Source organism: Variovorax sp. GW460-12-1-14-LB1 (assembly GCF_059423605.1).
Map to the genome: position 1 here is coordinate 218,276 of NZ_JBWKYF010000001.1, position 21,522 is coordinate 239,797.

Sequence of the window (21,522 nt, forward strand, 5' to 3'; positions counted from 1 at the left end):
CCATTTTTCGAAGGAGCTTCCGCCATGTACACCACCCTCATCTCCGTCGAACAACTCAGGCAACTGCGCGAGGGCGACTCGCCCCTCATGGTGTTCGACTGCAGCTTCGACCTCATGAAGCCCGAGGCCGGCGCGCAGCTGTATGCCGCCGCGCACATCCCGGGCGCGCAGTACGCCAACCTGGACACCGACCTCAGCGCCAAGCATGGCCTGCCCGGCGCGCGCGGCGACGTGGTGGTGGCGCAGGACGACGGCGTGCCCGCCTCGGGCGGGCGCCATCCGCTGCCCAGCCGCGAGAAATTCGCGGCCTGGCTCTCGTCCGTGGGCTTCTCCAACACGATGCAGGCCGTGGTGTACGACCGCAACGGCGCCAACTACTGCGGGCGCCTGTGGTGGATGCTCAAGTGGATGGGCCACGACGCCGTGGCCGTGCTCGACGGCGGCCTGCAGGCCTGGCAGGCCGCGGGCGGCGAAGTGACCGACCGCGAGGAGCCCGCGCGCTTCCAGTCGAATTTCGTACAGGGCGAGCCGATCGCCAGGCTCGTGACCACCGACACCGTGGTGCGCCGGCTCGGCCAGCCTGACCAGAACCTGATCGACGCGCGTGCCGGTGCACGTTACCGCGGCGAGGTGGAACCTCTGGACCCGATCGCGGGTCACATCCCCGGGGCCCTGAACCGGCCCTTCGCCGACAACATCGGTCCCGATGGCAAGTTCAAGCCCGCCGCGCAACTGCGCGCCGAGTTCGAAGCGCTGCTCGCGGGGCGCGATGCGGCGACCGTCGTCCACCAGTGCGGCAGCGGCGTGAGCGCCGTGCCCAACCTGCTCGCGATGCAGATCGCGGGGTTCGGGACGACCGCGCTCTATGCCGGCAGCTGGAGCGAATGGAGCAACACGCCGGGGCTGCCGACCCGGCAAGGCGCAGAACCATGATGCACACCCTGCACACCCGACTTCGACGCACGTCCTCCGGCTTCGCACTGACCGCCGCCGCGCTGTTCGCGGCCGCCATCCTTCCCGCACAGGCCCAGCAACAGCACGCGCATGTGCACGGCCAGCTCAAGCTCGACGTGGCCATCGACGGGCCCACCATCGTGATCGCCATGGAATCGCCGCTGGACAACATCGTCGGCTTCGAACGCGCCCCCAAGACCGACGCCGAGAAGAAGACCGTCGAAGCCGCCATCGCCCAGCTGCGCGCGGCCGACAAGCTCTTCACCATCGACCCCGCCGCCAACTGCAAGCTCGGCCCCGTCGACCTGCGCTCCGGCGCGCTCGGCCTGGGCAACCCCGACCCGGCCGAATCGAGCGGCCACGCGGACCTCGACGCCTCTTTCTCCTTCAACTGCACCCAGGCCGCCGCCGCGAAGTTCATCGACCTGAACCTGTTCTCGGCCTTCAAGGGCGCACGCCAGATCGACGTGCAGATCGCCAGCGCGCAAGGCCAGTTCAAGCGCCAGCTGAAGCGCCCGAGCGGCGCGCAGGCCGCGCAGCCTTCCCGCCTGACGCTGGGCAAGTGACAGCGTGAGCACCCTCCCGCAGGCCGAGACCACGCACTTGCGCGTCGTGCTCGCCGCCGAAGCCCTGCGCTTCACCTGGCCCGGCGTGAAGACACCCTGCATCGACATCGAGGCCCTGCGCATCACGGCGGGTGAATCCGTGTTCCTGCACGGCCCGAGCGGCTGCGGCAAGAGCACGCTGCTGTCGCTGCTGGCCGGCGTGCTGGTGGCCGACGAAGGCCGCGTCACGCTGCTGGGCCACGACTGGGCCAAGCTCTCGGGCACGCAGCGCGACCGCGCCCGCGTGGCGCACGTGGGCTACATCTTCCAGCAGTTCAACCTGCTGCCCTACCTGAGCGTGCTCGACAACGTGCTGCTGCCCTGCCGCTTCTCGGCGCGGCGCGAGGCGCAGGCCGCGCGCAGCGGCAGCTCGCGCGACGAGGCCGAGCACCTGCTCGACCAGATGGGCCTGGACCGCGCGCTGTCGAAGCGCCAGGCGCTGCAGCTCTCCGTGGGCCAGCAGCAGCGCGTGGCCGCGGCGCGCGCGCTCATCGGCCAGCCCGAGGTCGTCATCGCCGACGAGCCCACCTCCGCGCTCGACGAAGACCGGCGCGAAGCCTTTCTCGACGTGCTGCTCACGGCCTGCGCCGTGAACCACAGCGCGCTCGTGTTCGTGAGCCACGACCAGCGCATCGCACCACGCTTCGCGCGGCACGTGCTGCTGCCGGAGATCAACCGTGCGGCATCGAGCGCGATGGCGGTGGACGCATGAGAGCACTTTTTTCGATCGCATGGCGCAGCGCCTGGAACCGCCGCTTCACGCTCGCGCTGACGGTGTTCTCAATCGCGCTGTCGACCTTCCTGCTGCTGGGCGTCGAGCGCATCCGCACCGAGCTGCGCGAGAACTTCGCGTCGTCGGTCTCGGGCACCGACCTCATCGTGGGCGCGCGCACCGGCTCCACGCAGCTCCTGCTGTACTCGGTGTTCCGCATCGGCGCGGCCACCAACAACATCTCGTGGAAGAGCGTGCAGGCACTGCAGGCCCACCCCGGCGTCGACTGGGTGGTGCCGCTGTCCCTGGGCGACTCGCACCGCGGCTTCTCGGTGCTCGCGACCACGCCCGATTACTTCACGCACTTCCGCTACGGCGACCGCCAGACCTTGAAGCTGCGCGAAGGCAAACCCTTCGACGCGCTGTTCGATGCCGTGGTCGGCGCCGAGGTGGCCGACAAGCTGGGCTACCACGTGGGCCAGAAGATCACGCTGGCGCACGGCAGCGGCGAACTCAACGTGGCCGAGCATGCCGACAAGCCCTTCACCGTGGTGGGCGTGCTCGCGCGCACCGGCACGCCGGTCGACCGCACGGTGCACATCGGCCTGGCGGCCATGGAAGCCATCCACCTCGAATGGGTGGGCGGCGCGCCGATGCCGGGCGTGAAGATTCCCGCCGAGCAGGTGCGCAAGTTCGACCTCACGCCCAAGAACGTGACGGCCGCGCTCGTGGGCCTGAAGAACCGCGCCGCCGTGTTCGGCGTGCAGCGCTGGATCTCCACCTACACCGGCGAACCGCTCATGGCCATCCTGCCCGGCGTGGCGCTCGACGAATTGTGGAGCGTGATCGGCATCGGCGAGAACGCGCTGCTGCTGATGTCGGCACTGGTCGCGCTCGTGAGCCTCGCGGGGCTGGTGTCGGTGGTGATGGCGGGCCTGAACGAACGCCGCCGCGAGCTCGCCGTGCTGCGCGCCGTGGGCGCGGGCCTGCGCCACGTGCTGGCGCTGCTGGCGCTCGAGGGCGCACTGGTCACCGTGCTGGGCGTGCTGCTGGGCGTGACGATGGCGGTGCTCGGCATCGCCCTGCTCTCGCCATGGCTGCAGGCGCAGTTCGGGCTGACGCTGAGCCTGTCCGAACCTACACTGAACGAATGGCTGCTGACGGCGAGCCTGCTGGTCGCCGGCTGGCTCGCGAGCCTGCTGCCCGGCATCCGGGCCTACCGCCTGTCGCTGGCCGACGGCCTTTCTCCGAGAATCTGACCATGACGAAGACCTCCACATCCCGCGTGCTCACCGCCCTGTCGATGCTGCTGGCCGGCGCCGGCCTCGCAGCCGCCGCCTGGGCCGCCGAGCCCGCACCGAAGGACACCACCGCGACCAACCCGCTGGGCGGCAAGCCGGCCGCAGCCGCGCCCCAGGCCGCGGCGGGCCAGCCGCGCCAGATCAGCTGGGAAGAGCTGGTGCCCAAGGACTGGGACCCGGCCAAGGCCTTCAAGGGCATCGACCTGAGCACGCTCGACGACGGCGACCCGCGCGCCAACGAGCTGCTGATGAAGATGCAGGAGGTGTCGAACAACGCGCCCACCAACCCCGCGCTCAACGGCGTGGAAGTGAAGATCCCCGGCTTCATCGTGCCGCTCGAAGAGGCCAAGGGCGAGGTCACCGAGTTCCTGCTCGTACCCTACTTCGGCGCCTGCATCCACACGCCGCCGCCGCCGGCCAACCAGATCCTGCACGTCATTCCGCAAAAGGGCGCCAAGTTCCGCGCCATGGACACCGTGTGGGTCACGGGCAAGCTGCAGACGCTGCGCAACGACTCGATGATGGGCGTGAGCGGCTACCACGTGAAGGCCAGCAGCGTCACCAAGTACTCGGGCGGCGCCAAGTAACGACAGAGGTTCTTCCCCGGGCGATCGCCACGTCGCCCGGTGGTCTCGTGGTCCTGCGCCGACAGCACAGGCGGCGCACCGCCGACACAGACCGTTGCATCCGGGGCGCAGGCTGTGTCATCGCCTGCTCTGGCCCGCCGTTGAAGGAGTTCCGGGCACCCTGCCGGCGTCTTCAGGACATGCCAGATGACACCCTCTCCCCACCGCCCCCTCCTTCAGCGGCGCCTCGTGGCTTCGCTGTGCGTCGCAGCGTTGTTCGTTGCAGGCTGCGACAAGCCCGCACCACCACCTCCCGCCGCTGAAGCACCGGCCACCCAGGCACCAGCCCCCGCGCCCGTCGCCGCACCGGTGCCGGCCGCCTACACGCCGCCCTCGGCCGAGCAGCTCTACCAGCTGGTCGCGCCCATCGCGCTGTACCCCGACAAGCTCGTCGCGCAGATCCTGGCCGGTGCCACCTACCCCGATCAGATCACCGCGGCCCACGGCTGGCTGCAGCAGAACCCCACACTCAAGGCCGGCCCGCTCGCCGACGCCGCCAACCAGCAGCCGTGGGACCCGAGCGTGAAGTCGCTCACCGCGTTCCGGCCCGTGATGGACCAGATGGCCGGCAACATCGCGTGGACCACCTCGCTGGGCAAGGCCTACTACAACGACCCGGCCGACGTGATGAACGCGATCCAGGTGATGCGCCAGCGCGCCTCGAAGGCCGGTCGCCTCAAGAACAACGACAAGCTGCGCGTGGCGCGCGCCGCGACGCCACCCAACTACACGCCCGCGCCCGACATGCAGCCCATGTACGCGGGCCCCACGGTGATCGAAGCGCCCGAAGAGCTCATCACCATCGAGCCCGTGCAGCCCGACGTGGTGTACGTGCCGCGCTACGACCCGCAGGTCGTGTACGACACGCCCGTGGCCGTCTACCCCGGCTATGCCTATGCACCGCCGCCGGTGGTGGTCGAGCCCGGCTACAGCCGCGGCCAGGTGGCCGCAGTGGGCGCACTGGCCTTCGGCAGCGGCGTGATCGTCGGCTCGGCACTGGAGCGCCACGGCTGGGGCTGGAACGCCTGGAACATGAACTGGGGCGCGCCGCGCTGGCGCGACCGCGCGGCACCGCCGCCACCGGCCTACCGGCCTGCGGTGGTCTACAACAACAGCACGTATGTCTCGCGCTCGACCACGGTGGTCAACAACGTGCGCAACGTCTACAACAACAACTACGCAGGCGATCGCAGCGGCCCGCCAACCGGTGCGGCGGCATGGCAGGCAGCGCAGCAGCAAGAGCAGCTGCAGCAACAGGCGCGTGCCCAGCAGCAGCAACAACAAGCGCTGATGCAGCAGCAGGCAGCCCAGAACCAGGTGCGCGAGCAACAGCAGGCGCAACAGGAACAGGCTCGGCGCCAGCAACAGGTGCAGCAGGAACAGGCCTTGCGCCAGCGCCAGGACCAGCAGGAGCAAGCCCGTCGACAGCAGATGCAGCAGCAACAAGCGGCACAGAACCAGCAACGTCAACAACAGGCGCAGCAGGAGCAGGCACGGCGTCAACAGCAGATGCAACAGGACCAGGCTCTGCGCCAACGCCAGGATCAGCAGGAACAAGCCCGTCGCCAGCAGATGCAGCAACAGCAGGCCACGCAGGACCCGCAGCGTCAACAACAGGCCCAGCAGGAGCAGGCACGGCGCCAGCAGCAAGCGCAGCAGGAACAGGCACGACGTCAGCAGCAAGCGCAACAGGAGCAGGCACTGCGTCAACGCCAGGACCCGCAGGACCAAGCCCGTCACCAGCAGATGCAGCAGCAGCAGGCCGCGCAATACCAGCAGCGCCAACAACAGGCCCAGCAAGAGCAGGCGCGTCGCCAGCAGCAGGCGCAGCAACAGGAACAGGCGTTGCGCCAACAACGCCAGGACCAGCAGGAGCAGGGCCGCCGCCAACAGATGCAGCAGCAACAGGCACAACAGGAACAGCTACGTCGCCAGCAGGAACAGCAGCAGGCCCAGGCCGCCCAGCAACAGCAACGGCAGGCGCAGCAGGAACAGGCCCGGCGCGCGCAGCAGATGCAGCAACAGGCTCAACAGGAGCAGGCCCGTCGCCAGCAGCAGTTGCAACAGCAACAACAGGCGCAGGCCCAGGCCGCGCAGCAGCAACGCCAGGCCCAGATGGAACAGGCGCGCCAGATGCAGATGCAACAGCAGCAGGCCGCCCAGGCCCAGCAACGCCAGCAACAGGAGCAGATGCAGCGCCAGCAGATGCAGCAACAACAGCAGGCCGCACAGAACCAGGCCCGCCAGCAGCAGCACCAACAGGAACAGATGCAACGCCAGCAGGCGCAACAGCAGCAAGCCCAGGCTCAGGCCGCCGCGGCGGCAGCTGCCACCCATCGCCGCCGCCCGGGCGATCCCAACGCACCGCAGTGAACCCGCGGCCCCTGCCGCGGGCGCACTGCGCGCTACGAACTCAGTTCTTGCCGATCTCGGTCAACAGCCGCGTCACGAGGTACAGGCGCGGCACGATCGAGTCGACCTCGATGTACTCGTCGCGCGCGTGGTAGCCGAAGCCCGCGAGGCCGAAGCTCTCGACCACCGTGGCCTTGCCCGAGCGGCCCGCGAAGCCCGCGTCGGTGCCGCCGCCGGTCATCGGCGTCAGCGCCAGTTCGCGGTCGAGCTCCTTGTAGATCGCCTGCGCCTTCTCCGCCAGCGCGCGGCCCTTGGCGCCCGCGACGAAGGCCGGGCGGCCCACCTCGACCTTCACCGTGGTCTCGGTGTCGGGAATCAGCTTGCCGCTGGCGATCTTGGCCTGCAGCGCCTCGGTGAGTTTCTTCTCGGCACCGGGCTGCGTGATGCGGATGTCGCCCAGCGCCTGCGCCTTCTCGGTGATCTGGTTGATCGGGCCGGTGGCGCGCGCCACGGTCCAGTTCAGCGTCACGCCGGGGATGTCCTTGGCGAGGTCCTTGGTCTGCAGCATCTGGTACGACAGCTCGTACAGCGCGTTGCGGCCCAGCTCGGGCGCGGCGCCGGCGTGCGCCGCACGGCCCTTCACCTCGAGCGTGGCCTGCGCGATGCCGGCCGCGCCGAGCAGCAGCGACTCGCCCTTGGCCACCGCCTTGGCGGCCGTCGGCTCGAAGGACAGCACCGTGTCGTGCAGGTCGGCCGTGGTCGCGATGAGTTCGCCCGAGCCCACCGAGCCCACCTCTTCGTCGGGATTCACGAGCACGGTGAGCGTGTCGTAGTCGCGCCAGCCCGCGTCGGCCAGGATCTTCAGCGACGCCATCATCACCGCGAGGCCGCCCTTGTCGTCGGCGATGCCGGGGCCGTAGATGCGGTTGCCGTCCACCTTGTAGGGCTGGCTGTTCAGGATGCCCGGCGCGTACACCGTGTCCATGTGGCCCTGCAGCATGATCTTGCGCTTGCCCGTGCCCTTGATCGTGCCGATGACGATGTCGGCGCCCGCGCCGGCCGAGGCCTTGCGGCGCTCCGTCTTGAAGCCGACGGCCTTCAGGCGTCCTTCGATCACGTCGGCCATCTTCATCAGGCCCTCGACGTTCAGGCTGCCCGACTCGATGGACACCATCTCCTTCAGGTTGTCGATGACGGCGGGCTGTGCTTTCTCGGCCGCCGCCAGCAGCTTCGCATCGGGCGCCGCCTGCGCGGTGGCCACGGCGCCGAGCGCCAGGCCGCAGGCCAGGGCAACGGAACGCAGGGAGAAGAAAGACGAGGTACGCATGGTCATGGAAGTCTCTTTTCCTGGAGTGATTGGCGGGCGCCAGCATAGCGACATGGCGGGCGAAGCGGCGCAAATCGGCGACAGCGCCCCGGCGGCGGTTTACAGTGCGCCGCACCCTTCCACACGCCGCCTGTCCAAGACCATGAGCCTCGCGAACGACGCCAGATTCTGGGACCGCACATCTCGCCGCTACGCGAAGAGCGCCATCGCGGACGAGGCCGGCTACGCGCGCACGCTCGAGCGGACCCGCGCCCTGTTCAAACCGGACGCGCGCGTGCTCGAGCTGGGCTGCGGCACCGGCACGACGGCCCTGCGCCTCGCGGGCCACGTTCGCGCGTACCTGGCGACGGACATCGCCGAAGGCATGATCGCCATCGCCGAAGAGAAACACGCCGCCGCCCCGGTCCCCGGCCTGGCGTTCCGCGTGGCGACCGCCGAGACGCTGGCACCGGGCGAAGGCCCCTTCGACGCCGTGTTGGGGTTCAACTACCTCCACCTGGTGCGCGACCTGCCCGGCACGCTGCGCCGCATCCACGCCCTGCTCGCGCCGCAGGGCCTGTTCATCTCCAAGACGCCCTGCCTCGGCGACATGACCCCGCTCTTGCGGCTGGCCTTGCTGCCCGCGATGCGCGCGATCGGGCTGGCACCGCATGCCGGTGTGTTCCGGGCTGCAGAACTCGGGGCGCATCTGCAGGCGGCCGGCTTCGAGGTGCTTGCCAGCGAGAACCACGCGACGAAGGGAGGCGAGAACCGCCCCTTCATCGTGGCACGCAAGCAGTGATCTGCACTTCGGCGCGTGGCGTCGCCCTGCCCCGATCCGCTACCATCCGAGCCGCGGTGCAAGCCGCGCCCGGGCCCGCGGGAAGGGTTGAACCCACTTGCCTTCTTCATGACGATCCACAGCCTTTTGTGCAGCCGGATTTGCGGGTCATCGGCGCCTGATGCACGGAGGTTTCCATGAAGCGCATTCCCGCCCGGCCCGACATCGGCCACCTGAAGAAGCAAGCCAAGGAACTGCTGGCGCTCTACCGCAGCAACGATCCCACGGCCTTTCACCGATTTCGCAGCGCTCTGCCGGCCGCAACGGGCAAGACCGACGGCGCCCTCGCAGCCCAGGGCTTGCGTCTGCACGATGCCCAGTCGTGCGTGGCGCGCGAGTACGGCTTCGCGTCGTGGGCCGACCTGCAGGGCTTTGTCCTCGCCCGCAGGGCGCAGGTCGATGAGCCGGCCAAAGCGGTGCTCCATTGGCTGTGCCTCGTGTACGCGGGCGACATCGCCGGCGGCACGAACCGCGCACGGCCCGCGGCGGCCTTGCGCATGCGCGACGAGAACCCCGCCCTGGTGGCCGGTGGCGACCCTTGGGTGGCCTGCGCCATCGGCGATGAAGCCGCGCTGCGCCATGCCTCCGCGCAAGACCCGGCATGGGTCCATCGCGCGGGCGGCCCGCTGCAACTGCCGCCGCTCGTCGCCGTCACGCATTCCGGCCTGATGCGACTGCCGGGCCATCGCGAACGCCTGCACGCGTGCGCGAAGTTCCTGCTCGACGCCGGCGCGTCCCCCGATCAATCGGCCGGCAACCGCTGGCCTCCCGCATCGCTCGAAGCGCCCGCCGACACCGAGCGCCTGTCCGCGCTGTACGGTGCGGCCGGCCAGAACCACGACCCCGAACTGACGAAGCTGCTGCTCGACGCCGGGGCCGACCCGAACGACGGCGAATCGCTGTACCACTCGCTGGACCAGCCCGCCTGCACGAAGCTGCTGCTGGAAGCCGGCGCGCGCGTGACGGGTTCCAACGCGCTGTACCGGGTGCTCGACCTGGACGATGTCGAGACGCTGCGCCTCCTGCTCGCACACGGCGGCGACGCGAACGAACCGCCGCAGGGCCCGCCCATCTCGGACTGGGGTTCGCCGCTGCTGTGGGCCCTTCGCCGCCGCCGCTCGCCCGCACACATCGAGGCCTTGCTGGCCGCCGGCGCGCGCCCGGACGTGTTCACGTCCGATGGCACGCCCGCGCACACCATCGCCCTACGCTTCGGGCTGACCGAGGTCGCGCAGCTGCTGAAGGCCGCAAGCGGCGACCCGACGCCGCTCGCCACCAGCGAAGCCTTCATCGCAGCCTGCGCGCGCGGCGACGAAGCCACGGCGCGCGAGCTGCAGGCGCGGCACCCCGGCCTCATCGGCGCGCTCGACCCCACGCAGCTTCGCCTGCTGCCCGAGCTCGCGGCGCAGGGCTGCAGCGACGCGGTGAAGGCGATGGTCACGCTCGGCTGGCCGCTCGAAGTCCGCGGCGGCGACTGGGACGCCTCGGCACTCAACCACGCCGTGTTCTGCGGCGATGCAGCGCTCACCCGGTTCCTGCTCGCACACGGTGCCGACTGGCAGGCGCCGCACGGCTTCGGCGACAACGCCTGCGGCACCTTGTCGTGGGCCTCGCTCAACGAGCCCGTCGAAGGCGGCGACTGGGTCGGCTGCGCCCAGGCTTTGGTGGCCCACGGCATGCCTCCCGCGCGGCCCGACCCGCAGGACGCAAACGGCGTGCTCCTCGGTGCGCGGCGCAGCGTGTTCTCGGACGAGGTCACGGACTTCCTGCTGGGCGCATCGATGGCGTGAAGCCGGACGGTGCCGCGCGCTCAGCGCACCACCATCGCCCCAAACACCACGATCAACAAGGCCAGGTAGACCTTGGCGTGGATGCGGTCCGGAATGCGCCCGATCCACAGCGCGGCGACGCGGATGCCGATCCACGAACCCACCACGAGCGCCGCCGCCGCGCGCACGTCGACATACCCCACGTGCCACGGCCCGAACGACGGCGTCGAGGTGGCGGACAGGGCCACGTAGGTGGCCGTGCCCGCCAGCGCGACCGGTAGGGACAGCGGATTGGCCATGGCCGTCGCGCGGCTCATCTCGATGCCGCGACGGCGCATGAGGGGCACCGTCATCACGCTGCCGCCGACGCCGAGGAACGCGGCAATCCAGCCGATCGCCAGGCCCGACAGCGCCGTGGCCGCGAGAGAGGGCGCAGCCTTGCTCGCCACGGCCGGCGCAAGAAAGCCGGGCCGCAGCCAGCAGTCCACGATGGTCAGCGCGAGGTACGCCGCAAACGCCCAGCGCAGCCATTCCCCGTGGACCGCGGTGGCGGCCAGCGCACCCAGCACCGCACCAGCACCGATGACGCCCAGCAGAGGCCTGATGTGCGACCAGTCCAGCGTTCCTGCACGCTGATGCCGCCACGTGGCCAGCAGCGCGCCGAAGACCATCACGCAGGTGGAGGTGGCCACCGCGATCTGCATGGCCGACTGCCCGACGGCGCTGTCGGCCGCATTCAGCTGGGACAGCAGCTGGTAGAGCAACGGGACCACGACGAATCCACCGCCGAAACCGAACAGCACGGTGGTGACGCCCGTCAGGCATCCGCACACCACCAACATCACATACAACGACACAAGGCACTCACTCCATCGACACGGAAAGAAGCCTCGAGGCTAGAGTCCGAGGGGCTGGCGCGCTTGCGATGTTCGGTCAACAATATTTGCGTTCCGGCCAACCCACAAATCCGCTGCCGTGCGCAACCAGCCCCTCGACACCCTCGACCCCACGCCCCGCGCCGTGCTGGCCATCGGCACCGACTACGCGCCGGGCACCCTGCTCGAGATGCACAGCCACCGCCGCGCCCAGTTTCTCTACGGCGCGACCGGGCTGATGGAGGTGGGCACGGACGACGGCGCCTGGGTCGTGCCGCCGCACAGCGGCGTCTGGATTCCGGCCGGCAAACCGCACCGGGTGCGGATGGTGGGCGTCAGCACGCGCAGCCTCTACATCGAGCCGGCCGCTGTGCCGCGCGGCGGTCCGCAGTGCGAAGTGCTGGCCGTGTCGCCGCTGCTGCGGCAGCTGCTGATCGAGGCCATCGACGTGCCGGCGCTGTACGACGAACGCGGCCGCGACGGCCTGTTGATGGCGCTGGTGCTGAAAGAAGTCGGCCGCGCGGCGGCCCTGCCCTTCTTTGCGCCGCTGCCGGGCGAACCGCGACTGGCGGCGCTGTGCATCGCCTTCCTGCACGCGCCCGACGTGCGCACGTCGCCCCTGGCCTGGGCGCAGCAGCTGCACCAGAGCGAACGCACCTTCAGCCGGTTCTTTCGCCTGCACACCGGCATGGCGTTCGCCGAATGGCGCAGCCAGGCCTGCCTGCTCTCGGCCATGGCCCAGCTGGCAACGGGCCGGCCGGTGACGGCGGTGGCGCTTCAGCTGGGCTACGACAGCCCGGGCGCCTTCTCCACCATGTTCCGCAAGCGGCTCGGGCAGAAGCCTTCGGCGTTCATCGCGGCCTGAGGCACAGGTTCTCGCCCGCGGCGATGCATGGCATTCTTCGCCTGCTTGCCACCGATTCACAGGGAGTGAAACCAATGAAGCCTCGTCTGCCCAAGCACCGCGCCGTGCTGGCATGCCACCTCGTCGCATCCGCCTGCGCAGCAGCGACCTTGCTGACTGCAGTTGCCACACACGCCGCCGACACCTGGACCGAGATCGCCACCACCCCGCGCAAGCAGGTGCTGCTGCAGCGCGATTCGGTCAAGCCGCATGGCGATGCCGTGGAAGCGTGGACGCTTTACCGCTATGACGAGCTGCAGACCGACGTGGGCAAGACCCCGTTTCGCACCTCACGCTATCTCTACGACTACGACTGCAAGGGCCGGCGCGAAAAGATGCGCCGCGTCGTGAGCCACAACGGGCCGCTGGAAGTGCACGACATCGACCTCGCCCGGCGCAGCGAGTGGAAGGCCGTTGGCGGCCCGACCACGGTGAGCGGGATCGTGTTCAAGCGCGTGTGCGCGCAAGTGCGCTGACCAAAAAAACGCACGGGTGCGTTCCAGCAACGTGAAGAGGGCCTGAGGGCCTCACGTTGCCAGCAGGAACTGCCGCTGCTACGATGCCCTTCCGCGGGAAAACAGCCTCCCGCGCTGCAAAGCAAGACGGTGTCCCGTCCAAGCGCTGGTGACCCTCAACGGAGTTTTCCGTGGACACCGCCTTGCCTGACGCCCCCTCTGCGCTTCCTGCGCCCCCCACGCCCATTTCCTTTGCCGAAGCGCTTCGCTTCTGGCTCAAGCTCGGCTTCATCAGTTTCGGCGGGCCCGCCGGACAGATCGCGATCATGCATGCGGAGCTGGTCGAGCGACGGCGCTGGATCAGCGAGAAGCGCTTCCTGCATGCGCTGAACTTCTGCATGCTGCTGCCCGGCCCCGAAGCGCAGCAGCTGGCCACCTACATCGGCTGGCTCATGCACCGCACGCGCGGCGGCCTCGTGGCCGGCGCCCTGTTCGTGCTGCCCTCGCTGTTCATCCTCATCGCGCTATCGTGGGTCTACCTGCGCTTCGGCAACGTGCCGGTGGTGGCCGGCATCTTCTACGGCATCAAGCCGGCGGTCACCGCGCTGGTGCTGCACGCGGCGCACCGCATCGGCAGCCGCGCGTTGAAGAACCGGTGGATGTGGGGCATCGCCGCCGCGGCCTTCGTCGCCATCTTCGCGTTCGACGCGCCGTTTCCGGCGATCGTGCTGGCCGCCGGCCTCATCGGGCACTTCGGCGCGCGATGGGCGCCCGAGGTGTTCGCACTCGGCGGTGGCCACGGCAGCGCGCAGCAGCACTACGGCCCGGCGCTGATCGACGACGACACGCCCACGCCGGCGCACGCACGCTTTTCGCGCGCGCATCTGCTGAAGGTCCTGGGCATCGGCCTGGGCCTGTGGCTGCTGGCCATGGGCGTGCTCGTCGCGACCCAGGGCCTGCACGGCACGCTCACGCAGATGGGCGGGTTCTTCACCAAGGCTGCGCTCTTGACCTTCGGCGGCGCCTATGCCGTGCTGCCCTACGTGTACCAGGGGGCCGTCGAGCAGTACCACTGGCTTTCGGGCGCGCAGATGATCGACGGGCTGGCGCTGGGAGAAACCACGCCGGGGCCGCTCATCATGGTCGTGGCCTTCGTCGGCTTTGTCGGAGGCTGGCTGACGCAGGTGCTGGGGCCTGATTCGCTGTTCCTCGGCGGCGCGCTGGCGGCGACGGTCGTCACCTTCTTCACCTTCCTGCCTTCGTTCATCTTCATCCTGGCGGGCGGGCCCGCCATCGAGGCCACGCATGGCCGGCTGGGCTTCACGGCGCCGCTGTCGGCGATCACCGCGGCGGTGGTGGGCGTGATCCTGAACCTGGCGCTGTTCTTCGCGTACCACGTGCTCTGGCCGCACGGCTTCGCAGGCCGCTTCGACGCGATCTCGGCGGTGATTGCCGTGGCCGCGACGCTCGCCCTGTTCCGCTTCAAGGTCGGCGTGATGCCACTGCTCGGTGCCTGCGCGGCCATCGGGTTGGCGCTCACGTGGCTGTCTGCCCTGCCGCGCTGAAGGAGTTCCCATGGACGCCCGCCCCCAACCGCTGCCCTTCGACCCCGCCACGCTGCGCGGGCTGTCGCAGAAGCTTCTGAACAGCCACCACCAGAACAACTATGGCGGCGCCGTCAAGCGCCTCAACGCCATCCGCGCGCAACTCGCCACGGCATCGTTCACCGCCATGCCCGGCTTCGCGCTCAACGGCCTCAAGCGCGAAGAGCTCATCGCCTGCAACTCGATGCTGCTGCACGAGCTGTACTTCGCTTCGCTCGGCGGCGACGCCCGGACGATGGAGCCCGCCATGGCACTCGCCCTGGCGGCCAGCTTCGGCAGCGTCGACCGATGGCGCGAAGAGTTCGCCGCCATGGGCAAGGCGCTCGGCGGCGGTTCGGGCTGGGTGCTGCTCACCTTCCAGCCGCGCGAGGGCACGCTCGTCAACCAGTGGGCCACCGATCACACCCACGCACTGGCGGGCGGCACGCCCCTGCTGGCGCTGGACATGTACGAGCACGCCTACCACCTGGACCACGGCGCCGCCGCCGGCGCGTATGTCGAAGCCTTCATGGCCAACATCGACTGGGCCCCGGTGTACGCGCGCTACCAGCAGGCGGTGCACGCCGCCAGCGAACCTTTCGGAGCGACAGCAGACGACGTGGCCGGCTCGGTGCTGCTCGACGTGCGCCGCGCCGGCGTATTCGAGCAGACCGCGTCGATGATCCCCGGTGCGCGCTGGCGCGACCCGGCCGCGGTCGATCGCTGGGCCGCCGAACTTCCGGCCGACCGCGCGCTCGTCGTCTACTGCGTGTACGGCCACGAGGTGGGGCGCAGCACGGCCCTGCGGCTGCGCGCCGCGGGCCTGGATGCACGTTATCTGCGCGGCGGCATCGACGGCTGGCAGGCCGCCGGCCGGCCGCTCCAGCCCAAGCCTGCCGACCCAGGAGCCACGCCATGAAATGGATCACCCGCGAACGCCCGAAGATCGACCGCATCGCTTGCCCGTGGCTGATCCTGCGCTTCATCGACCGCGAGGCCGAGTTTCTCTACGTGCCGCCGGCCGACGTGCTGGCGATGGCGCAAAGCACCGGCGCCACGCCCTACGACATTCCGGGCGTGGAGATGAGCCACGTCGGCGAGCGCTGCAGCTTCGACGCCTTCCTCGCGAAGTACGAGCTCGCCGACCCTGCGCTGCACCAGATGGCCGACATCGTGCGCGGTGCGGACACCTCGCGGCTCGACCTCACGCCGCAGTCGGCCGGGCTCTACGCCATCTCGCTGGGCCTGTCGCGCGTGTTCGCCGATGACCACGCCATGCTGCAGCACGGGCTGGTGATGTACGACGCGCTCTATGCCTGGTGCAGCGAGGGCCGCGGCGAGACGCACAACTGGCCGCCGAAGATGCCGGCGTGAAGCGGGTCGGAGGATGATGGCCTGCCGTGCCGGAAGCGCGCTAACATTTCGCCCGGCTCCGCCGCACCACCCGGGTCGGACCCTTGAGCGCACAGCGACAACCCAGGGTGTCACCGCAAATGGAGCGTCCCGATGTGGAGCATCCTGGCCGACCTTGTCGTCGGCATCTTCGATTTCGTTCTCGATGTCCTGCTGTTCCGCGGCCTGCGCCGCAAGCACGGCCAGCGCAACCGCAGCGTGGCGGAAGACACCGTCGAGGTCGCGCGCTTCGATTTCGTCACGCTGACTTTCATCGCGCTGGTCAGCGTCGGCTTGATGCTGATCCTGGCGCTCGGATTCGATGTGCCGGCGGGCTGGAGCGTGAGCATCGGCATCACCGTCGGCGCGATCTGGGGCCTCTGGCGGTACGCCCAGCTGGTTCGTGAGTGAGTGATGCGCACATGAAGCATTCAAGAGGGTCAACGATGCGGGGCGCGGCTCGTTTCGCACGCCTGGTCACTGGGGTTTCGATCGCCGCTGCCGCCTTGCTGATCGCCAGTTCCGCGGCAGCACAGTCCCTCGCCTGCAACGGCTACCTCGTCGGAAAAGGGGCATCGCCCGCGACCTTGCTCCAGACCTGCGGCGAGCCGGTCTACCGGCAAGCGGTCTGCGTGCCGATGGTGCAGCTCGGCTGGGTCCTCACGCCCTATCGGCCGGGCAGCCCCGAGGCGGTGCTGGCCAATCAATGCGTACCAATGGAGGAATGGACCTACGACCGCGGGCCGGGCACCTTCTTCGGCATCGTGCGCATCTACAACGGCACGATCGAATCGGTGCGCGATGGGGACCGCGGCCGTTAGGGAGCGGTCGACCGATCAGCGCGCCCGAAACGCCCGGCAACATCTCCGGTACCCACTACAGGGGAGGACGCCCGCGCAACGGCGTTGACGACGATGCCTGGCAGGGCCACCATGGCCCATCGTCCCCGTCACGCATGCCCGAACAGGCAACGGACTCGTTGGAGCAAGGGAGCAGGCCCGCTCTGTTCAGAGCTTTCAAGGAGTTCCCATGGCCGACGAAAGCGACAAGGTGTTCGCGGGCTCGATCCCGAAGTTCTACGACACGCTGATGGTCCCCCTGATCTTCGAGGGCTACGCCGTCGACGCGGCCGCCCTGGTCGCTGCGTTCTCGCCCCGCGCGGTGCTGGAAACGGCGGCCGGCAGCGGCGCGGTCACGCGGATGCTGGCACCCCAGCTCGGCGCCGGTGCGCGCTACGTGGTGACCGACCTCAACCCCGCCATGCTCGACTACGCCGTCACCCGCCAGGCGAGGGACAACCGCATCGAATGGCGGCAGGCCGATGCGCTCGCCCTGCCGTTCGAGAACGCCTCCTTCGATGTGGTCCTGTGCCAGTTCGGCGCCATGTTCTTCCCGGACCGGGTCGCCGGCTACAGCGAGGCGCGCCGCGTGCTGAAACCCGGCGGGCGCTTCGTGTTCAGCGTCTGGGACCGCATCGAAGAGAACGCCTTCGCCGACGACGTCACCCGCGCCGTCGCCACCGTGTTCCCGGACGACCCGCCGCGCTTTCTCGCGCGCACGCCGCACGGCTACCACGACGTCGCACAGATCCGCGACGACCTGCGCCGCGCGGGGTTCACCGACATCGAGATCCAGACGCACGAGAAGCTGAGCCACTCGCCCTCGGCACGCGAGGTGGCGGTGGCCTACTGCCAGGGCACGCCGCTGCGCAACGAGATCGAGGCGCGCGACGCGAGCCTGCTCCAACTCGCGACCGACCGCGCGGAGGAGGCGATCGCCAGCCGCCATGGCACCGGCCCGGTGGCGGGCAAGATCCAGGCGCACGTCATCGTGGCGACGGGGTAGACAGGCACTACGTTCACAGGATCTTCTCGATCGCCTTGCCCTTGGCCAGCTCGTCGACCAGCTTGTCCATGTAGCGGATCTTCTGCATCAGCGGGTCTTCGACTTCCTCGACGCGCACGCCGCACACCACGCCCTTGATCAGCGCGCGGTTCGGGTGCAGCGCCGGGGCCTGGGCGAAGAAGGTCCTGAAATCGTTCTGCTGTTCGATCTGCTGCTGCAGCCCCGCCGCGTCGTAGCCGGTGAGCCAGCAGATGACCTGATCGACTTCGTCTTTCGTGCGTTGCTTGCGTTCCGCTTTCTGGACGTACATCGGGTACACCTTGGCGAACGGCATCGCGAAAATCTTGTGCTCGGACATCGTCATGTCTCCTTCAAGTCGGGCCGCAGGCTGACGCGGGCGCTCAGCCCTTGCGGCCACCCGCGGCTTTCTTCGCCACCACGGTCTTGCGCGCCGGCTTCATCGCAGGCGCCTCGCGCGCCGACTTCATGTGCCCGCTCTCCCCCGAGGTCATGCCCACGATCTTCGCGAGCTGACGGCTCACGCTCACATAGGCGTGGCCGAGGCGGCTGTCGAAGTACAGCGAGTCGCCGCGCGCCAGGCGCACCACCTCGCCGTTGTCGAAGTACACGTCGATCTCGCCTGACAGCACGTAGGCGAACTCTTCGCCCGTGTGGCGCACGAAGTCCTCGGGGCCGTTGATGCGGCGCGCGTGCACGGTGCCGACGATGGGGCTCATCTGCTTGCCGGCGGCGGTGGTGCCCAGGAACTCGTAGGCGATGGCCAGCCCCTTGTAGACCACGCCCTTGCCCGCGCGCGTGACGACCGGGCCGTCGAGTTGCTCGGGCTTGACGCCCGCGCCCGCGAACATGGCGTTCATGTCCATCTCGAGCGCGCGGCCCAGCGCGGTGAAGTTCTCGTAGCCGAGCGCGAGCTGGCCGCGCTCGGCGCGCGAGATGGTGGTGATCGACACGCCGGAGCGCTCGGCCAGTTGCGCCAGCGTCCAGCCGAAACGCTTGCGCGCGGTGCGCAGGCGATGGCCGAAAGTGGTGCGGTCCAGCGTGGGCGGCTCTTCCTTCGGCTTCGCCCCGCCCCGGTTCCCTGTGTGTGGAGTCACGCTTGGCTTTCTCTAGGTATGCCGGGTGATTCTGCCAGCCCCGCGCCCGGCCGGCCACGCACGGCGCGACAGCCCCGGCATGCGTTTTGCGTATGCGCAAATTGCGTGTACGCAAATTTCACCTCGATGGTGCACCCATGGTTTCCCCTTGGTTGGCGCAAATCAATTTGCGTATCCGCAAATTTCTACCTACACTTTTCGGCGATGACAACAAACACAACCACTCCCGTCGTGGCCGACTACCTCGTGATCGGCGGCGGCATCGCCGGGGCCTCGGTGGCCCACTGGCTCGCCCCGCATGCCCGCGTGATCCTGCTCGAACGCGAAGCCCAGCCGGGCTACCACTCCACCGGCCGTTCGGCCGCGCTCTTCATGGAGAGCTACGGCACGCCGCAGGTGCGCGCCCTCACCATGGCCAGCCGCGCCTTCCTCGAACACCCGCCCGAAGGCTTCGCCGAGCACCCGCTGCTCACGCCGCGCGGCGCGATGATGGTTGCGGGCACCGAGCACCTGCACGAGCTCGAAGCGCACTGGGAGCTGCTGCGGGCCATGGACGTCGGTGCCCAGCGCCTCGATGGCGAGCAGGCGCGCGAGATGGTGCCGGCGCTGCGCCCCGAGCAGGTAGCCGGCGCGGTGTACGAACCCGATGCCTCCGACATGGACGTGCACGCCATCCACCAGGGCTACCTGCGCGGCATGCGCCAGGCCGGCGGCAAGCTGGTGTGCGACGCCGAGGTCACGGCCATGGAACGCGTGGGCGAACGCTGGCGCGTGACGGCGGGTGGCACGGTGTACGAGGCGCCCGTGGTGCTCAACGCTGCCGGCGCCTGGGTCGACACGATCGCGCAGCTGGCGGGCGTGCGCCCGCTGGGCATCGAGCCGCGCCGCCGCTCGGCCTTCATCTTCGCGCCGCCCGAGGGCCAGAGCGTGGCGCACTGGCCGATGGTGTTCGCCGCCGACGAGGGCTGGTACATCAAGCCCGACGCCGGCATGCTGCTGGGCTCGCCGGCCAACGCCGACCCGGTCGAGCCGCAGGACGTGCAGCCCGAAGAGATGGACATCGCCATCGCCATGCACCGCATCGAGGAGGCGACCACGCTCGCCATCCGCCGGCCCACGCGCACCTGGGCCGGCCTGCGCTCCTTCGTGGCCGACGGCGACCTGGTGGGCGGCTTCGCGCCCGACGCGCCCGGCTTCTTCTGGGTCGCGGCGCAAGGCGGCTACGGCATCCAGACCTCGGCCGCCATGGGCGAGGCCTGCGCCGCGCTGGCACGCGGCCTGCCGCTGCCCGAGCGTATCGCGGGCTTCGGGCTCACGGTCGAGATGCTCGGCCCGCAGCGGCTGCGCACCGCCGCTGCCGCCTGACAAGAACAACCCACAACCCCAAGAGACCATCCCATGCGTGTCTTCAGTGCTTCCCTCGCGACCGAAACCAACACCTTCGGCCCGATGCCGACCGGCATCGCTTCCTTCAAGGACCGCGGCTACTTTCCCGCCGGCCAGCATCCCGATGCGCTGACGATCTACTCGGGCCCGCTGTGGGCCGCGCGCATCCGCGGCAAGGAAAAGGGCTGGACGCTGCTCGAAGGCATGGTGGCGGGCGCACAGCCCAGCGGCATCACCACGCGCCACGCCTACGAAACCCTGCGCGACGAAATGCTGAACGACCTGCGCGCCGCGCTGCCGGTCGACATGGTGCTGCTCGGCCTGCACGGCGCGATGGTGGCCGACGGCTACGACGACTGCGAAGGTGACATGCTGGCGCGCGTGCGCCAGATCGTGGGCCCTGATGTGGTGATCGGCGCCGAGCTCGACCCGCACAACCACCTCACGCCCGCCATGGTGGACAACGCCAACGTGATGGTCTCCTTCAAGGAGTACCCGCACACCGACGTGCTCGAACGCGGGCTGGAGCTGGTCGACATCTGCGCCGCGGCCGTCGAAGGCAAGGTCAAGCCGGTGGTCGCGATGGTCGACTGCGACATCATCGTCACCGTCCACACCTCGCGCGAACCGGCGCGCAGCTTCGTGCAGCGCATGCAGGCGCTCGAAGGCAAGGACGGTGTGCTTTCGGTCTCGCTCACGCACGGCTTCTCGTGGGGCGACGTGCCCGAGATGGGCACCAAGGTGCTGGTCTACACCGACGGCGATCAGGCCAAGGCCAATGCGCTGGCACGCCAGCTGGCCGACGAAGTCATCGCCATGCGCGACGGCCTCACGGTCAACTACCCCAGCATCGACGACTCGCTCGACGAGGCCCTGGCCTTCGACGGCGGCCCCGTGGTGCTGGCCGACGGCGCCGACAACCCCGGCGGCGGCGCGGCGAGCGACTCCACCTTCATCCTGCGCCGCATGCTGGAGCGCGGCATCACCAACGCCGCGCTCGGCCCGATGTGGGACCCGATCGCCGTGCGCATCGCTTTCGACGCCGGCGTGGGCGCCAGGCTGCAGATGCGCATCGGCGGCAAGATCAGTCCGCTGTCGGGCGACCCGCTCGACCTTGAATGCACCGTGAAGGCGCTGCAGGAAGACCTGGTGATGACGGGCCTGTCGAACACGCCCACCGCCATGGGCGACTGCGCGCTGGTCGAGGTGAACGGCATCGAGATCGTGCTGATCACGCGGCGCAACCAGGCCATGGGCACCGACCTGTTCACGCAGCTGGGCTGCGACCTGGCGGCCAAGAAGATCGTCGTGGTCAAGTCGTCGCAGCACTTCTACGCGTCGTACTCGCAGGTGGCCAAGCACGTGATCTACGCCGGCGCACCGGGCGCCGTGACGCTCGACCTCACCACCCTGCCGTACCGCAAGGCTCGCCTGCCGAAGTGGCCCATCGGCGTCGCCGCCTGAGCTCCCTCTTCTTCTTTTTTGTTTCGCCCCACCGACC

General features: G+C 69.4%; 22 protein-coding genes. 18 read left to right on the forward strand and 4 right to left on the reverse strand.

The genetic code is table 11. The features are described 5' to 3' along the window. Window positions 1-24 precede the first annotated feature (24 nt). The 6 genes from AC07Y4_RS01065 to AC07Y4_RS01090 all read left to right on the forward strand — a co-directional run bounded on the left by AC07Y4_RS01065 (window position 25) and on the right by AC07Y4_RS01090 (window position 6,571). Window positions 25-933 carry a sulfurtransferase gene (locus AC07Y4_RS01065; protein WP_062468825.1) on the forward strand — a complete coding sequence of 303 codons (909 nt, stop codon included), beginning with the start codon at window positions 25-27 and terminating at the stop codon, window positions 931-933. After that, window positions 930-1,520: a DUF2796 domain-containing protein gene (locus AC07Y4_RS01070; RefSeq protein WP_487850170.1), complete on the forward strand. Its 591-nt coding sequence runs from the start codon at window positions 930-932 to the stop codon at window positions 1,518-1,520. Before AC07Y4_RS01065 ends, AC07Y4_RS01070 begins: the two co-directional genes overlap by 4 nt. A gap of 4 nt (window positions 1,521-1,524) precedes the next feature. Next, window positions 1,525-2,271, forward strand: a complete 747-nt coding sequence (locus AC07Y4_RS01075) for an ABC transporter ATP-binding protein (RefSeq protein WP_487850169.1) — start codon at window positions 1,525-1,527, stop codon at window positions 2,269-2,271. Then, the gene (locus tag AC07Y4_RS01080) at window positions 2,268-3,530 is read left to right on the forward strand and encodes an ABC transporter permease (protein ID WP_307694440.1); all 1,263 of its coding nucleotides are present in this window, start codon (window positions 2,268-2,270) and stop codon (window positions 3,528-3,530) included. Before AC07Y4_RS01075 ends, AC07Y4_RS01080 begins: the two co-directional genes overlap by 4 nt. 2 nt (window positions 3,531-3,532) lie before the next feature. Further along, on the forward strand, window positions 3,533-4,159 hold the full coding sequence (locus tag AC07Y4_RS01085) for a DUF3299 domain-containing protein (protein WP_487850168.1): 627 nt from the start codon (window positions 3,533-3,535) through the stop codon (window positions 4,157-4,159). Window positions 4,160-4,345: 186 nt separating this feature from the next. Further along, a complete protein-coding gene (locus AC07Y4_RS01090) occupies window positions 4,346-6,571 on the forward strand; it encodes a DUF3300 domain-containing protein (protein WP_487850167.1) in 2,226 nt (741 codons plus the stop codon). A gap of 40 nt (window positions 6,572-6,611) precedes the next feature. Here the strand turns inward: AC07Y4_RS01090 and AC07Y4_RS01095 are convergent, their stop codons facing one another. After that, window positions 6,612-7,883, reverse strand: a complete 1,272-nt coding sequence (locus AC07Y4_RS01095) for a M20/M25/M40 family metallo-hydrolase (protein WP_487850166.1) — start codon at window positions 7,881-7,883, stop codon at window positions 6,612-6,614. Between AC07Y4_RS01095 and AC07Y4_RS01100 the strand changes: the two genes are divergently transcribed. Then, window positions 7,876-8,658 carry a class I SAM-dependent methyltransferase gene (locus AC07Y4_RS01100; RefSeq protein ID WP_487850165.1) on the forward strand — a complete coding sequence of 261 codons (783 nt, stop codon included), beginning with the start codon at window positions 7,876-7,878 and terminating at the stop codon, window positions 8,656-8,658. The two genes, AC07Y4_RS01095 and AC07Y4_RS01100, sit on opposite strands and share 8 nt — an antisense overlap. Before the next feature lie 176 nt (window positions 8,659-8,834). Next, a complete protein-coding gene (locus tag AC07Y4_RS01105; protein ID WP_487850164.1) occupies window positions 8,835-10,487 on the forward strand; it encodes an ankyrin repeat domain-containing protein in 1,653 nt (550 codons plus the stop codon). 20 nt (window positions 10,488-10,507) lie between these two features. On the opposite strand, the gene AC07Y4_RS01110 is transcribed toward AC07Y4_RS01105, so the two are convergent. Next, the gene (locus AC07Y4_RS01110) at window positions 10,508-11,308 is read right to left on the reverse strand and encodes a sulfite exporter TauE/SafE family protein (RefSeq protein ID WP_487850202.1); all 801 of its coding nucleotides are present in this window, start codon (window positions 11,306-11,308) and stop codon (window positions 10,508-10,510) included. 133 nt (window positions 11,309-11,441) lie between these two features. Here AC07Y4_RS01110 and AC07Y4_RS01115 point away from each other — a divergent pair, with 133 nt between their 5' ends. From AC07Y4_RS01115 to AC07Y4_RS01150, 8 genes are all read left to right on the forward strand, one after another. After that, entirely contained in the window at window positions 11,442-12,206 is a 765-nt protein-coding gene (locus AC07Y4_RS01115; RefSeq protein WP_487850163.1) for an AraC family transcriptional regulator, read from the forward strand. A gap of 74 nt (window positions 12,207-12,280) precedes the next feature. After that, a complete protein-coding gene (locus AC07Y4_RS01120) occupies window positions 12,281-12,721 on the forward strand; it encodes a surface-adhesin E family protein (protein ID WP_487850162.1) in 441 nt (146 codons plus the stop codon). A gap of 170 nt (window positions 12,722-12,891) precedes the next feature. Next, window positions 12,892-14,265 carry a chromate efflux transporter gene (chrA, locus tag AC07Y4_RS01125; RefSeq protein ID WP_487850161.1) on the forward strand — a complete coding sequence of 458 codons (1,374 nt, stop codon included), beginning with the start codon at window positions 12,892-12,894 and terminating at the stop codon, window positions 14,263-14,265. Between the two features lie 10 nt (window positions 14,266-14,275). Next, entirely contained in the window at window positions 14,276-15,202 is a 927-nt protein-coding gene (locus AC07Y4_RS01130; protein ID WP_487850160.1) for a Fe-Mn family superoxide dismutase, read from the forward strand. Further along, window positions 15,199-15,657 carry a chromate resistance protein ChrB domain-containing protein gene (locus AC07Y4_RS01135; RefSeq protein ID WP_487850159.1) on the forward strand — a complete coding sequence of 153 codons (459 nt, stop codon included), beginning with the start codon at window positions 15,199-15,201 and terminating at the stop codon, window positions 15,655-15,657. Before AC07Y4_RS01130 ends, AC07Y4_RS01135 begins: the two co-directional genes overlap by 4 nt. A gap of 132 nt (window positions 15,658-15,789) precedes the next feature. After that, window positions 15,790-16,086 (forward strand): hypothetical protein, encoded by a 297-nt coding sequence (locus AC07Y4_RS01140; protein ID WP_487850158.1) that lies wholly within the window; start codon window positions 15,790-15,792, stop codon window positions 16,084-16,086. A gap of 11 nt (window positions 16,087-16,097) precedes the next feature. Further along, window positions 16,098-16,496, forward strand: a complete 399-nt coding sequence (locus tag AC07Y4_RS01145) for a DUF2845 domain-containing protein (protein ID WP_487850157.1) — start codon at window positions 16,098-16,100, stop codon at window positions 16,494-16,496. A 208-nt stretch (window positions 16,497-16,704) separates the two neighbouring features. Continuing rightward, the gene (locus AC07Y4_RS01150) at window positions 16,705-17,520 is read left to right on the forward strand and encodes a class I SAM-dependent methyltransferase (protein WP_487850156.1); all 816 of its coding nucleotides are present in this window, start codon (window positions 16,705-16,707) and stop codon (window positions 17,518-17,520) included. 13 nt (window positions 17,521-17,533) lie between these two features. Here AC07Y4_RS01150 and AC07Y4_RS01155 read toward each other — a convergent pair whose 3' ends face one another. Together AC07Y4_RS01155 and AC07Y4_RS01160 are read right to left on the reverse strand one after the other, a co-directional pair. Beyond that, window positions 17,534-17,878, reverse strand: coding sequence for a DUF2200 domain-containing protein (locus AC07Y4_RS01155; protein ID WP_487850155.1), 345 nt, complete (start codon window positions 17,876-17,878; stop codon window positions 17,534-17,536). A 43-nt stretch (window positions 17,879-17,921) separates the two neighbouring features. Further along, window positions 17,922-18,635 carry a helix-turn-helix domain-containing protein gene (locus tag AC07Y4_RS01160; RefSeq protein WP_095946835.1) on the reverse strand — a complete coding sequence of 238 codons (714 nt, stop codon included), beginning with the start codon at window positions 18,633-18,635 and terminating at the stop codon, window positions 17,922-17,924. Window positions 18,636-18,839: 204 nt separating this feature from the next. Here AC07Y4_RS01160 and AC07Y4_RS01165 point away from each other — a divergent pair, with 204 nt between their 5' ends. Further along, the gene (locus AC07Y4_RS01165; RefSeq protein WP_487850154.1) at window positions 18,840-20,000 is read left to right on the forward strand and encodes an NAD(P)/FAD-dependent oxidoreductase; all 1,161 of its coding nucleotides are present in this window, start codon (window positions 18,840-18,842) and stop codon (window positions 19,998-20,000) included. Between the two features lie 33 nt (window positions 20,001-20,033). Next, a complete protein-coding gene (locus tag AC07Y4_RS01170) occupies window positions 20,034-21,485 on the forward strand; it encodes a M81 family metallopeptidase (RefSeq protein WP_487850153.1) in 1,452 nt (483 codons plus the stop codon). Window positions 21,486-21,522: the final 37 nt, after the last annotated feature.

What these genes read in the sequence shown, in the direction of transcription:
- AC07Y4_RS01065 (WP_062468825.1), top strand. Translation starts at nt 25, where the DNA reads ATGTACACCACCCTCATCTCCGTCGAACAACTCAGGCAACTGCGCGAG.
- AC07Y4_RS01070 (WP_487850170.1), top strand. Translation starts at nt 930, where the DNA reads ATGATGCACACCCTGCACACCCGACTTCGACGCACGTCCTCCGGCTTC.
- AC07Y4_RS01080 (WP_307694440.1), top strand. Translation starts at nt 2,268, where the DNA reads ATGAGAGCACTTTTTTCGATCGCATGGCGCAGCGCCTGGAACCGCCGC.
- AC07Y4_RS01085 (WP_487850168.1), top strand. Translation starts at nt 3,533, where the DNA reads ATGACGAAGACCTCCACATCCCGCGTGCTCACCGCCCTGTCGATGCTG.
- AC07Y4_RS01090 (WP_487850167.1), top strand. Translation starts at nt 4,346, where the DNA reads ATGACACCCTCTCCCCACCGCCCCCTCCTTCAGCGGCGCCTCGTGGCT.
- AC07Y4_RS01100 (WP_487850165.1), top strand. Translation starts at nt 7,876, where the DNA reads ATGGTCATGGAAGTCTCTTTTCCTGGAGTGATTGGCGGGCGCCAGCAT.
- AC07Y4_RS01095 (WP_487850166.1), bottom strand. Translation starts at nt 7,883, where the DNA reads ATGACCATGCGTACCTCGTCTTTCTTCTCCCTGCGTTCCGTTGCCCTG.
- AC07Y4_RS01105 (WP_487850164.1), top strand. Translation starts at nt 8,835, where the DNA reads ATGAAGCGCATTCCCGCCCGGCCCGACATCGGCCACCTGAAGAAGCAA.
- AC07Y4_RS01110 (WP_487850202.1), bottom strand. Translation starts at nt 11,308, where the DNA reads ATGTTGGTGGTGTGCGGATGCCTGACGGGCGTCACCACCGTGCTGTTC.
- AC07Y4_RS01120 (WP_487850162.1), top strand. Translation starts at nt 12,281, where the DNA reads ATGAAGCCTCGTCTGCCCAAGCACCGCGCCGTGCTGGCATGCCACCTC.
- AC07Y4_RS01130 (WP_487850160.1), top strand. Translation starts at nt 14,276, where the DNA reads ATGGACGCCCGCCCCCAACCGCTGCCCTTCGACCCCGCCACGCTGCGC.
- AC07Y4_RS01135 (WP_487850159.1), top strand. Translation starts at nt 15,199, where the DNA reads ATGAAATGGATCACCCGCGAACGCCCGAAGATCGACCGCATCGCTTGC.
- AC07Y4_RS01140 (WP_487850158.1), top strand. Translation starts at nt 15,790, where the DNA reads ATGTGGAGCATCCTGGCCGACCTTGTCGTCGGCATCTTCGATTTCGTT.
- AC07Y4_RS01145 (WP_487850157.1), top strand. Translation starts at nt 16,098, where the DNA reads ATGAAGCATTCAAGAGGGTCAACGATGCGGGGCGCGGCTCGTTTCGCA.
- AC07Y4_RS01150 (WP_487850156.1), top strand. Translation starts at nt 16,705, where the DNA reads ATGGCCGACGAAAGCGACAAGGTGTTCGCGGGCTCGATCCCGAAGTTC.
- AC07Y4_RS01155 (WP_487850155.1), bottom strand. Translation starts at nt 17,878, where the DNA reads ATGTCCGAGCACAAGATTTTCGCGATGCCGTTCGCCAAGGTGTACCCG.
- AC07Y4_RS01165 (WP_487850154.1), top strand. Translation starts at nt 18,840, where the DNA reads ATGACAACAAACACAACCACTCCCGTCGTGGCCGACTACCTCGTGATC.
- AC07Y4_RS01170 (WP_487850153.1), top strand. Translation starts at nt 20,034, where the DNA reads ATGCGTGTCTTCAGTGCTTCCCTCGCGACCGAAACCAACACCTTCGGC.